Annotated in this window: 13 protein-coding genes; 2 read left to right on the top strand and 11 right to left on the bottom strand. The window is 45.6% G+C overall.

All coding sequences use genetic code 11. From position 1 onward, the window contains the following. Positions 1-58: 58 nt before the first annotated feature. Positions 59-526 carry a hypothetical protein gene (locus L5M37_RS15680; protein WP_105252609.1) on the top strand — a complete coding sequence of 156 codons (468 nt, stop codon included), beginning with the start codon at positions 59-61 and terminating at the stop codon, positions 524-526. A 188-nt stretch (positions 527-714) separates the two neighbouring features. On the opposite strand, the gene L5M37_RS15675 is transcribed toward L5M37_RS15680, so the two are convergent. The 11 genes from L5M37_RS15675 to L5M37_RS15625 all read right to left on the bottom strand — a co-directional run bounded on the left by L5M37_RS15675 (position 715) and on the right by L5M37_RS15625 (position 10,302). Then, positions 715-948 carry a DUF2897 family protein gene (locus L5M37_RS15675; RefSeq protein ID WP_263201103.1) on the bottom strand — a complete coding sequence of 78 codons (234 nt, stop codon included), beginning with the start codon at positions 946-948 and terminating at the stop codon, positions 715-717. 45 nt (positions 949-993) lie between these two features. Further along, positions 994-1,731, bottom strand: coding sequence for an 8-amino-3,8-dideoxy-manno-octulosonate cytidylyltransferase KdsB (gene kdsB / locus L5M37_RS15670; RefSeq protein WP_012197229.1), 738 nt, complete (start codon positions 1,729-1,731; stop codon positions 994-996). Between the two features lie 97 nt (positions 1,732-1,828). Then, entirely contained in the window at positions 1,829-2,899 is a 1,071-nt protein-coding gene (gene kdnB, locus L5M37_RS15665) for a 3-deoxy-alpha-D-manno-octulosonate 8-oxidase KdnB (protein ID WP_028760066.1), read from the bottom strand. A 20-nt stretch (positions 2,900-2,919) separates the two neighbouring features. Then, positions 2,920-4,107: an 8-amino-3,8-dideoxy-alpha-D-manno-octulosonate transaminase KdnA gene (gene kdnA / locus L5M37_RS15660; protein ID WP_263201102.1), complete on the bottom strand. Its 1,188-nt coding sequence runs from the start codon at positions 4,105-4,107 to the stop codon at positions 2,920-2,922. Positions 4,108-4,300: 193 nt separating this feature from the next. Next, positions 4,301-4,918, bottom strand: a complete 618-nt coding sequence (gene can, locus L5M37_RS15655) for a carbonate dehydratase (protein WP_028760064.1) — start codon at positions 4,916-4,918, stop codon at positions 4,301-4,303. A 298-nt stretch (positions 4,919-5,216) separates the two neighbouring features. Next, complete coding sequence (locus tag L5M37_RS15650; protein WP_263201101.1) at positions 5,217-5,654, bottom strand: phosphate ABC transporter substrate-binding protein; 438 nt, start codon at positions 5,652-5,654, stop codon at positions 5,217-5,219. A 10-nt stretch (positions 5,655-5,664) separates the two neighbouring features. After that, complete coding sequence (locus L5M37_RS15645) at positions 5,665-6,843, bottom strand: porin (protein ID WP_263201100.1); 1,179 nt, start codon at positions 6,841-6,843, stop codon at positions 5,665-5,667. A gap of 325 nt (positions 6,844-7,168) precedes the next feature. Then, positions 7,169-7,999 carry an alpha/beta fold hydrolase gene (locus tag L5M37_RS15640; RefSeq protein ID WP_263201098.1) on the bottom strand — a complete coding sequence of 277 codons (831 nt, stop codon included), beginning with the start codon at positions 7,997-7,999 and terminating at the stop codon, positions 7,169-7,171. A gap of 112 nt (positions 8,000-8,111) precedes the next feature. Continuing rightward, positions 8,112-8,825 carry a M15 family metallopeptidase gene (locus L5M37_RS15635; protein WP_263201096.1) on the bottom strand — a complete coding sequence of 238 codons (714 nt, stop codon included), beginning with the start codon at positions 8,823-8,825 and terminating at the stop codon, positions 8,112-8,114. Further along, positions 8,819-9,958, bottom strand: coding sequence for a succinyl-diaminopimelate desuccinylase (dapE, locus tag L5M37_RS15630; RefSeq protein WP_263201138.1), 1,140 nt, complete (start codon positions 9,956-9,958; stop codon positions 8,819-8,821). The genes L5M37_RS15635 and dapE overlap by 7 nt, the downstream gene beginning before the upstream one ends. Beyond that, positions 9,958-10,302 carry an ArsC family reductase gene (locus L5M37_RS15625; RefSeq protein WP_263201094.1) on the bottom strand — a complete coding sequence of 115 codons (345 nt, stop codon included), beginning with the start codon at positions 10,300-10,302 and terminating at the stop codon, positions 9,958-9,960. Before L5M37_RS15625 ends, dapE begins: the two co-directional genes overlap by 1 nt. A gap of 269 nt (positions 10,303-10,571) precedes the next feature. On the opposite strand from L5M37_RS15625, the gene L5M37_RS15620 reads away from it, so the two are divergent. Beyond that, positions 10,572-11,954 carry an MFS transporter gene (locus L5M37_RS15620; RefSeq protein ID WP_263201092.1) on the top strand — a complete coding sequence of 461 codons (1,383 nt, stop codon included), beginning with the start codon at positions 10,572-10,574 and terminating at the stop codon, positions 11,952-11,954. Positions 11,955-12,175 lie beyond the last annotated feature (221 nt).

Here is a 12,175-nt window from a genome sequence, read left to right as displayed (position 1 = left end):
AAAAAGTCGAGTGCTATAACACGAAAGGGAGCGATTAAGTGCAAGGTAGGCAAAGCGCATGAGCATTTGGAAAGAACTATACGATATTTTCGATAAGGAACGCAGTCGCTGGCAGCAATCGAGCGCCAGTAAGCAGGCGATTGCCTTCGAGTTAAAAGCCAATTTGGGTTTTCTGGCCGATGCCTTAAGCAGCGGTTTGTCGCAAAGTGCGATCGCCAGCGGTTTAGAATGCAGTATTTTTGAGGCAAAACTGAAAGAGGGCGCAGCACTCACTGCGTTAAATCGCCGTAAAGTGACACTGAAATTTATTGGTGAATTTGCTGAGTTTAATAAATATGTCGGTAAAGAGAACGACGCTTTAGTCGAGAATGCTTATGCTAGAATCAAATCGCTGCAGAAGTTAGTCGCGGCTGAGCCCAATAAAAATCATGATCTTAAGATTAAATCCCTGTTTCGCTTCTTAGTCTTTTTAGTGGCGCACCTTGAGGAGCAGCCATTGAGTCGCACATCAGCGAAAAAAGCCTAAGGCTGATGAGTGGCATTGACTAGCTTGTTATTTGAGAGACAAAAAAGGCGCCTGTGGCGCCTTTTCTATGTTTGCGAGCGTCATTGCTCAGTGTTTATAGCGCAGTCTTTAAAAGGCGTGTTCAAGAGCCATCTTTAGACTCACTTTTTAAAAGCCGCCATTGAGTTTAGCCCCTAGGTGGCTCAGTTTTACTTATCTGCTTTATTGGGTTCTGAGTCCGCTGAACTTGGCTTGTTTGAAGCCGTATCGGCATCATTGTCTGCTGCCGAAGGCTTGGCAGTATCTGACTTTATCTGCTTATCTTTACCATGTTGACCGAACTGCGGCAGTTTGAACTTAGCACTGTACTTCAACGCAGCAAGATTGCTGGCGATGACACCGACGATCAAAATAATAATGATCCAGACTTCTAAGGTCGACATACTCAGCTCCTGTTTCGAATTGACTCGCGCACACCTAACGGGCGATTAATCAACCGCTAAACGTTGCTCACATTTACGAATGTCTTCTGGCGTATCCACTTCAATAGAATCAAAGGCGCTAATGGCGATTTTGATTTTATGGCCGTACTCTAATGCACGTAATTGCTCGAGTTTTTCCAGATCTTCTAGACGACCTAATGGTAGGGCGGCGAAGGCCTGTACGAATTTGCGTGTATAAGCATACACACCTAAGTGCTTATAAACGGGGTAATCTTGAGTATCGCGGCCAAAAGGAATACGCGAACGAGAGAAATACAAGGCGTAGTTGTTGTTATCGAACACCATCTTCACATGCATAGGATCGTCAAGCTCGGCTTTATTGACGATTTCAAAGCCTAAGGTGGCCATTTCAAACTCACCAGGGTGACGCTCGAAGAGGCTGATGACTTGCTCGATAGAGGTTGGGTCAATAAGAGGTTGATCACCCTGTAGGTTGATCACTAAGTCGTCATCTTTCAGGCCCAGTTGGTTTATTGCATCATTGATACGATCTGTACCCGAGGCTGCATCTGGGCTGGTCATGACCACTTTGCCGCCAAAACCTTCAACGGCCGCTTTAATGCGGTCATCATCGGTAGCGACATAAATATTGGTGAGGCCTTTGGCTAACGACGCGCGTTCATACACGTGTTGGATCATTGGCTTGCCGTTAATCGGGGCTAAGGGTTTGCCCGGGAAGCGGCTTGAACCGTAACGAGCCGGGATTAACAGAGTCACATTCATCAAATTATCCTACTTTTATCAAAGATATACAGTGTAGATATACAATGCATATAGACAAAAGGGCTCACAATTGAGCCCTTTTAACATGTGTTAGAGCTTAGATACGACGGAACAGCGCAGTCAACATTTCATCTGTGACTTTCTCTTCCCAACCCGCGCCGTAAACGTTAGCCCATAGTGGACCCATGCTCTTAGTCACGGCAACCATTTTTGCTATGGTTTCGTCTGGCAGATCTTTACAGATGTTCTTCGGCAGCGTGATGTTATGTTTCTTCATCATCAGACGGAACTCTTCAACGCCTTCTGGATAGAATTCTTCTAACACATCAAAGGCGATACAGTTGCCGATACCGTGGTGGTAACCCAGGATATAGGACAGACCGTAAGAAACCGCATGACAGGCACCCACTTGGCTATAAGCTATGCTCATGCCGCCCATGAAAGACGCCATCATTAGCTTGTCGTCTTTTTCTACGTGGTCGTCTAAGTACACTTGGCGACATAAATCCATGGCTTTTTCAGCGTAGGATTTAGAGAACTCGTTTAAGAAGGTACCTTGTAACGATTCAACACAGTGGATATAGCAATCCATACCTGTGTAGAACCATTGGTCCGTTTCCACGCCTTCGATTAACTCAGAATCCATGATGATTTGATCGAATACTGTGTAATCTGAGTTGAGGCCTAGCTTACGTACTGGACCACATAATACGGCGGTGCGTGACGCTTCTGCACCAGTACCAGAAATCGTTGGGATACCAATGTGGTGTACCGCGGGGTTCTTGATCAAGTCCCAACCTTGGTACATGGCAGAGCCACCTGGGTTTGTCAGCATCAGCGATACCGCTTTAGCCACGTCCATGGTTGAACCGCCACCTAAACCCACGACGCTCACTGGCAGTTTGCTATTGAAAGCTTGAACTTGTTCAGTCAGGGCATCGATTTGAATTGTGCTTGGCTCTTCATCAACGTTAACCCAAATTATCATGTCTTGTGCTTTAGCTGGAATGCGGCCCTCAAGGGCTTTGCCTTGATGCACGTCATCGACTAAAAACACCACGAAGTCGTCGGCGGTTTTACGTTCAGCAGCTAACACTTCATCCAATTGGACGAATGAGCCACGGCCGAAGATCATTTTTTCAACTACTTTAAAATTCTTAAAACTCATTGCAACAAACTCCCGTAGAATTATTGGGCAAATGCTTTCTTGATGTTTTCGATACGCTCGGCGATCTGAGCATCGGTCCAAGACAACTTGATGAGCATAGAAATCGTGCGGCTCATAATAGCATCGGATTTAGGCACAGAAACTTGAGTATAGTCAGGTCTGTCGGCGATTAATGTGATTGGCAACGCAGCAGATGCCTTAAGCTCCTGAATGTGTTTCCAGTTTTTCAAATAATGCCAGTTGTTTACATACCAGTAGAAGCAGCCATCAACGCCGTTTTCAGCCAGTTTTTTGCTGATTTCTTGCGTGCGCGCTTCGGTTGGCAACATAAAGGTTAAGAAGCCAGCCGAGTCGCCTTCTGGATCTGGGATCTGGCGGAAGGTGACTTCTGGGATAGCGGCCATAGCATCTTTAATGATCTTTTTGTTTTTACGTTGAATATCGATAATGGTATCGAGTTTACGTAACTGCGCTAACCCTAAGGCGGCATTCATTTCCGAAATACGGAAGTTCAAGCCAATGATAGGATGTGACTCTGCACCGCGGTCTTTACCAATATGGTCATGGCCGTGATCTGAGAACATGTGCGCATTGTTGTAGATTTCTGTGTTGTTAGTGATCACAGCACCACCTTCACCACAGGTGATGGTTTTGACTGAATCGAATGAGTAACAACCCACATCACCGATAGTACCTAGGGCTTGGCCCTTGTAGCTACCACCGATGGCTTGGCAAGCATCTTCTAAAATCAGTAAGTTATGTTTTTTACAGACGGCTTTGATCTCGTCCATCTTCGCCATAGAACCGCACATGTGTACTAAGTTGATGGCTTTAGTGCGTGGGGTAATCGCGGCTTCGATACCTTCTGGAGATAAACACAATGTCTCATCGATTTCGGCAAAAATCGGAATAGCGCCTGCCATAAAAATCGCTTCAACTGAGGCTACAAAGGTAAAAGGTGGCACGATAACTTCATCGCCAGCACCAATGCCTGCAGCCATCATGGCCGTTTGCAGCGCAGCAGTACCGCTTGATAAAAGGTGAGCATGCTTCACGTTCATCTTCTCGCAAAGCAGTTGCTCCATATCGCGCGTCTTCCAGCGATCATTACGCATATGGTCGAAGTTGTAACGGAAGGTAAAACCGTTTTCCATAACGTCAGCGACTTCCTGCTTCTCTTCAGGACCAAATAATTCAAAACCGGGCATGGAAGGTATCTCCTTAGAATTTGTGGCGCATAGGTCGCCTGCAATTAACTGGCGGATTATAACTGGCGTAATAGACCCTTGCGATGTTTTATTGCTGAAAATTGTCATGGAAAAAGAAAAACCTGCACAGGGGCAGGTTTTATCTGAGCATTGATGACGCTCAGCGGGGTGTTGAAAGCCTACATTCAGGCTGTTAGCGTGGATTAGCTAAACCATGTTCACGGTCAACCGTGACATCTAAATCTGTCAGTAAACCGTTATCAATGCCGTAAATCCAGCCGTGTACCGCCACTTCTTGGCCGCGATCCCAAGCTTCTTGCACTATGGTTGAACTGGTCACATTAGCAACCTGCTCAATCACGTTTAGCTCGCACAGGCGATCAAAACGTTTGGCTTCGTCCATCTGTTGTAATTCTTCCTGATAAATACGATAGATATCACGTAAATGCCCGAGCCAGTTATCGATGAGTCCTAAGCGTTGCTGACCCATGGCCGCGCGCACACCACCACAGCCGTAGTGACCCACCACCATAATATGCTTCACCTTGAGCACATCGACGGCGTATTGCAGTACAGATAAGCAGTTAAGATCGGTATGGATCACCATGTTGGCGATATTACGGTGAACAAAGACTTCACCGGGCATAAGATCAATGATTTGGTTTGAGGGTACGCGACTATCTGAGCAGCCAATCCACAGGTATTCAGGATGTTGCTGTTTCGCTAATTGTTCAAAAAAATCAGGATTTTCTTGGCGTATACGTCCGGCCCAGCGGCGGTTATTGTCGAATAAAGGTTTGAGTAGTTTCATTTTAACCTATTGTTTTATTGACATATAAAATGTCTTCTCATGCTCTAATTCATGCAAGCAGCACATTTTTAGCAAGAGTATACCAGCAAATTTGGCTCTGCTGGTCTATCCAATTAAGGTTTGAATCAGGATATTGAAAAATCGAGATTATTTTTTCTTAATAGTACTGCAAATGGATAAGCCCTCTCTGAGGGTTCAAGAACCATTTGATAATGTGCTTGTTGTTTATATCGCGCTAATGCTGAGTGGAAACCTTGTCCGCCAAAGATTAAGGCGGACAAGGATGATGCAGTATGGGTTAGAACTTACTGATCACTTTCACGCTATCGTTGACTTCGCTGACGTCAACAAATCCGATCATATTGGGATTGGCGGCAATCAATGCGAGCATTTCAGCGCTGGAGTCGACGACTTTGGGCGGTTGACCTTGGCCTGAAAAGACCAGTTTTGACCAATAGGCTTTTAACTGACTCTCGGTTTTATTAAGGATCTGTTTAACAAATGCATCACGTGCGGGCGTGCCTTCAGGTTGATCGAGTGCGACGACAGTGCCACCACTGGGGAAAGACTTGAGTTTGCCTAAATAAATCCGTGAAATATCCGCAGCGCTAATTTCTGACGTATTAGAAGGGTGCACCACGACGGCAATTTCGGCTTGAACACAGGCACTGCCAAATAGAAGCGCACTGGCGACTAAGGTTTTTATTATCAACCGAGAACTTATTAATAGTTTCATGCTTAACTCCTTAAAAAACTAAGTCTATTGCCATACTCAGCAACTGTTCATCGGAGGACGGTTTGTCGTTACTGTAGTTGGTGTACTCTAGTTTCAGTGCGGCAGAAGGATGGAAATCCCAGCGGGTGCCTATGATGTAGTAGGCGCTGTCTTCCTGCTGTGCTTCAAGCGCCGCTTGTGTTCCAAAAACAAGCGGTGCGAGTGCAGCTTGGTTTGCCGGTGGCAGACTATTGTAAACAGGTAACATAGCGTCATAGGCATCGTATTGGGGCTCACCTTTATCAATACCGTAGGTTAAGTGGAAGGTGAAATCATGATAGCGGATCCCGCCGGAAACAAAGGCTGAATCTTGAATATTAAAGCTACTGGGATCGACATCAATTCGCGTGTATTCGGCCAAAATAAACCATTTTTCAGCATCATATTTAACGTTAGCGCCAATGAGTAGCGCGCTGTCATTAATCGGTAAAAGATCATCAACCACTTGCTGAGTAAAGAGTCCGGTTTGAGAAATTGCATTACCTAAGCCAAGCAGTGCGGGTAATTCGTAGGAGAAATCGGTGACTATGCCAATATTTAAGCCGTACTCAAACCCTGAGGTTACAAAGTTAAAGTTCATTATGTGGCCCTCGGCGGAGAAGGGCGCAGGAGGTGTTGATGAACCTGTAGGCGAGTAGTCAGAAACTGAAGTGGTAATGTATTTATAGGTCAAACCTACTTCGGTATCGCCCCATAAATCGGCATAAACTAAGCCTACACCTTCACCTGAATTAAATGGCAGTGAATAAACTCCGCGGGGTGGAGTGATCCAGTGATAGGCATAGCCTACATCAATATAATCGGAGTATTTATAGAGATTAAAACGTTGGCGACCCGCCATAAGCATAAGTTTGTCGCTGATGTCATAGGATATATAAGCCCATTCGAATTCAGCGCTATAATCGTTACTGCCTCTGGATAGCACTTGTGCAGTCGCTCTTAAGCCACTACCAAGATCAGCGGTAAATTGTAAGGCAACTTTGGAATCATTATTAAAATCGAGTTCTTTGTCGTAACCATAATAGCTTTTATCGTCACTTAGACTTGAGCCCGCGACAATAGAGGCAAATCCATTTATTTGAACATCGGCATAAAGAGACGGCATATAAAGTGTGCTGAATACGCAGAGGGCAACTGTACTTTTTCTCATGGCAGAATACCTTGTTGAGGGAATACAGTATAAAGGTAGTTGATAATTAGTAGATTTCACCTTTGTGCAACATTTTTTAAGCCGCTTGGAACAAAAACAACGTCTTTACTTGTTAATAGAGGTTTCACAGATGAGTTTAATGAAACGAGGCGTGCTCAATAACAGACTTTAATAAAGTAAAGCCTAATGTATTTATCCATAAAATAGGAATTAAGTATGGGTGAGCAATATTGATATAAGCATATCTTAGTAACATGTGCTAAGTAGAAATACTCATCTTCAAGATGCGAGTTTTCGCACCTTGAAGCGTAGATTTAGCGATTGATTAATAATGTTTAGCCAGAAAATCGGCTAAATGTTGGTTAATAAATTCCGCTTGTTCGAGAGTTGATATGTGTCCTGCCGCAGGAATATGCACAAGTTGGCTGCCGTCAATGGCATCACTCATCAGGTAACTTTCCAATACGCTGCGGGCTTTATCTTCCACGCCAGCCATGATGAGGCAGGGTAGCGTCAATTGCTCGGCGTATTCCATGGTATCGCGACGACCAAAAATCATTCGTCCAAGTTTAACTATCGTGGGGATTTGCTCCGCTGTGATACTGGCAAGTGACTGTTCAAAGCCCGTAACTAGTTCGGGCGTGTTATTTGCGGCATCATTGGCGAAGAATAAAGGTGAAATCGCACTGATCAGCGGCGCAGGGATCGCCTTAGCGGCGGTAATCATATCCAGCATGCCATCATATTTCGCACGGGTGACTTCGGGTTCGAAGCCGATAAAACTGTTGAGCATAACGAGGGTTTTAACTCTTGTTGGTGCTTTCAGTACCAATTCTGCGCCCCACATAGCACCGACAGATTGTCCGACAACACTAAAGTGAGTTATCTCAAGAGCATCCATTAGCTCAAGCATTTGATCGGCAATATCGAGTAGCGTTTTGCAGTTATTGGGCAGTAAATCTGACTGACCATGGCCCCAAAGTTCAGGCACTATGCATCGGTAATGGGCGCTTAAGGTGGCAATTTGAGGCGCCCACATAGCGCTATCCCATAAATAACTGTGCCCAAACAACAATACAGGGCCTGAGCCGACATCAAGGTAACTTAATTTTCGATCGGCAATAACAAGCTGCTGACGGTGTGAATAAAAATCCATAAAACCTACTTTATCAAATATATCATTGTGTTAAACCGCATTTTGGCGCCCATTTTGACGATATAACGCTAGGCTTAACCTGTTTTGACTGATCTTTGCGAGTATTTCGTGATTAGGGCTGAGCGATACGCAGTACGTATTCATCTATTAGACTGTCTAATCGGGCGAGTACTGCATCTTTTAGCAACATATCACTGTTTTCTAACAGGATTGCCAGTTCGGCACGATCGAATTGTGGCAACAATAACTGCGCTACAGGGAAATAGCTGATGTGCCAAGGCTCAGGACTTACCGCACTTTGTCCCTGCTGAAACGGGAAGTAAAAGCCAAAATCATGGGCATTTTCTACCAGCCAAGCATGCAATTTAGCGCAGGGACCATCCTGAATATATTCAGCTTCAACAAGGCGCAGGGCTTTGACATCAATTTGAGCCGCATCGAACACATCGAGATCGGTACCCCAATGGTGGCGTGAAGCGCCAGGCAACGCCGACCAGAGCAAAATCAAGTCAACTATGGCATCGTCACTTAAGCCCTGAATATTGACCGGTAACTCATTGGCATCCAATACCGCGCGTTTACCGCTAGCCTTGGCATTCCAAATTGCCAGTTGCCGTTCAAAGGGACGATGTGCCGAGCAAATCGCGAGTTTTATGCCCGCATCTTCAGCTTTTGCCGCCATAGACTTAAAGGCGATAGCTGTGTTCTCCTCTAACCCAAAGCTATGATAACCAAGGTGATACGGGCTTAAATAATCCACTAATTCAGGGGAGCTTAAGCCGTAAAGCTTTGCGGTTTCGGGACGGATCTCAAGGTGTGCTAACACAGTAATTGTTCCAAAATGACTTCATAACACAGGGCTAACTGCTCAAGGTCGTCCACTTTAACGCATTCATTCACTTTATGAATGGTGGCGTTGACAGGGCCAAGCTCTAACACTTTGGCGCCTGTTGGCGCGATAAAGCGACCGTCTGACGTGCCGCCTGTGGTTTGTGGATCGGTTTCATAACCTGTGACTTGGCGGATCGCGATACGGGTTGCATCTAATAACGGGCCATCACCGGTTAAAAATGGTAGGCCATTGAAAATCCAGCTGATATCGTAATCTAGCTCATAGGCTTTCAGTAGAGTTTCAACTCGCTCAATCAAGATTTCGGCGGTCACTTCGGTGGAGTAACGGAAGTTAAACATCACTTCCAGTGCACCAGGGATCACATTCGATGCACCTGTGCCGCCATTGATATTGGCGATTTGGAAGCTGGTGGGCGGAAAGAACTCATTGCCATTATCCCAGTGCATCTGGCTCAGCTCGGCTAAGAAAGGCGCGGCTTTGTGGATTGGGTTATCGGCAAGGTGTGGATAGGCCACGTGGCCTTGAATGCCTTTCACGGTTAAGTTACCGGTTAAACTCCCGCGGCGACCATTTTTGACCACATCACCCAGCTTTAGGGTCGATGAAGGTTCGCCGACTAATGCCCAAGTGATCTTCTCGTTGCGCGCTTCTAAGGTATCAATGACTCGCGTCGTGCCGTTGATGAATGGACCTTCTTCATCGCTGGTGATCAAAAAGGCGATAGAGCCACGATGATTGGGGTGTTTAGCCACAAAGCGTTCGGTGGCAATCACCATAGCAGCGAGTGAGCCTTTCATGTCCGCTGCGCCGCGGCCATATAAGTAGCCATCAATGATGGTGGGCACAAAAGGTGGCGTGTGCCAGCGGCTCACATCGCCCGTTGGTACAACGTCTGTGTGACCCGCAAAACAAAAAACGGGGCCTTCATTACCACGGCGAGCCCACATATTGGTGGTGTCTTCAAATACCATAGGTTCGATATTAAAACCGATGGCGCTGAGTCTTTCAGCCATTAAGGTTTGGCAGCCTTCATCAAGCGGTGTCACCGAAGGGCGGGCGATCAGCGCTTTTGTTAGTTCTGTAACGGGATAATTGTCGGCTGGCATCATACTGAGAATACTCTTTTATAGGCGGCTTCATCAAAGCCAATTAGCACTTGTTCACCGACGACTAAGACGGGGCGTTTGATCAGTGTCGGTTGCGCCAGCATAAGTTGAATGGCTTTGGCTTGATCAATATTGGTTTTATCTGCATCACTGAGCGCACGAAAGCTCGTGCTGCGCTTATTGAATACGGTTTCCCAGCCAGCGGTGTGACACCATAATTCGAGGTCTTCTTGACGTAGGCCGTCATCTCTAAAATCATGAAAATGAACTGGAAGTTGATGATTCTCAATCCATTTGCGTGCTTTACGCACTGTATCGCAATTCTTAATTCCGTAGAGGGTCAAAATGATGCTCCAGTGTGGATGGACGCTTGGCTTGCAAGCATTGATTTTACTGGCATTGTGGCATTGTGCGTCGCATGTCACAAGTGGGATGTGTTGCTGATATCTGGTGATTAATAAAACGTTAATTTTCTAGAGATAATAATCGCTGGTGACTTGCTTTGGTTTAACTTTTTAACACTTGTTTAACTTAAGTGCCTTGTATATATTGTTTTTTCATTAAAATCAGTTTGATTTAAGCATTGAGGTCAATGCGCTTTTAAAGGATTAAGATGCACAGCGATGTTTCATTGCAGCGATTTAAGCAATTTCCGCGCTTGATGTGGATATTTTTGTTTGGGTCTTTTATCACCCGTGGCAGTTATTACATGGTGTGGCCATTCTTAGCCGTTATTTTATATGAGAAATTTGCGCTAAGTGCCACAGAGGTCGGCATGGTCTTGTCCAGCGCCGCGATTATTTCGGTATTTACGAGCTTTGTTGGTAGCTCATTGTCCGACAGAATCGGTCGTCATAAGCTGATGTACCTGACGGGCATCCTCTATATCATCTCGTTTTCGTTATTGGCTGAAGCAAATTCTGTCGAGGGGTATGTGGTCGTGATGACCCTGTGCTCTATGGCCACTTCACTGTGGCGACCGCTGACATCCGCCGCTATTGGCGACATTATTGCCGATCCTAAGACACGCGAATTGGCGATGCAGTCGCTGTATTTTATCGTCAACGTTGGCTGCGCCGTTGGCCCTATGCTGGGGGTATGGCTTGGTCTTACGGGCAAGCAATCCAGTTTCTACCTTACTGCAGTGGCCTTTGCCGTATTGTTGGCCTTGTTATATTGGGGATTTAACCACCAAACCCGTCAGGAACCTGCTATGGCGACTGGCGCCTCATCGAGTGACAATTTAAGTGGCGATACGAGTGGCAGTGAAAGTGACTTTGTAAATGACATGACAAGTGATGGTGTTAATCGTGGTGTTAATCGTGGTGTGAATGGCTTATCGACTGATGCAGAGGCGAGCACGAAAAAAGCGGCAGTCGTGAGCCGTAAGCAAATTATCGCCATTCTATTGCAAGATAAACTGCTGCAATGTTTAATTTTTGCCAATATTTTGTGTATGTTCATTTATGCCCAAATGGACAGTTCGTTGATCCAATATCTTACTCGCGCTGGTGCGCCTGATTTGCTGACGTTAATTTCTGGCATGATTTTCACCAATGCTATGGTGATTATCTCCACCCAATTTTTGCTATTGAAACTCATGGCCCGTTTTCCGCTCGTCAAACGGATTCAAATCGGATTGCTATTACTGATCGGCTCACAAATCTGGCTGGCGTTTAATCCACTGGATCTATTTTGGGGCTGGATTGGTGCGATTGTGGTGATGAGCGTCGCCGAGACTATTTTGTTCCCCACTATGAATGTGCATATCGACCGCTTAGCCCCTGATCATCTTCGCGGCGCCTACTTTGGGGCTGCTTCATTCTATGACTTAGGATTTGCGCTCGCGCCCCTTGGAGGTGGCATCATATTGGATCATTTTGGCGGTCAGTGGCTGTTTTTGACAGGCGCTTTACTCTCGGTATTGGTGATTTATCTGTACAGTATTTTAGATAAATTGCCGCGCCCCGATTTTGCCATGTTTAAAGCAGATTAGTTTACTAGAGTCATGTAGCCGTTATTCGCAGGGAACGTGATGCTTAGCGTGAGAATGGTCGAAATAGATTCTCTCAAGCCTGTGTATCGGTGCAGCTTGGCGAATTCAAATACCGTGTATAGGCTTGGTTTTCAAAAAGTTAAAAGGCTGGCTCATGATGGTGAGTCAGCCTTTTATTATTCAGAAAACAACCGATAAACGATTTATTCGAAATGGTTAAA

Origin of the sequence: Shewanella sp. SM69, assembly GCF_025653985.1 — a bacterium.
GTDB classification, from domain to species: domain Bacteria; phylum Pseudomonadota; class Gammaproteobacteria; order Enterobacterales; family Shewanellaceae; genus Shewanella; species Shewanella oncorhynchi.
Note: the sequence above shows the minus strand (reverse complement) of the source record. Positions and strands in the feature narration are given on the sequence as shown.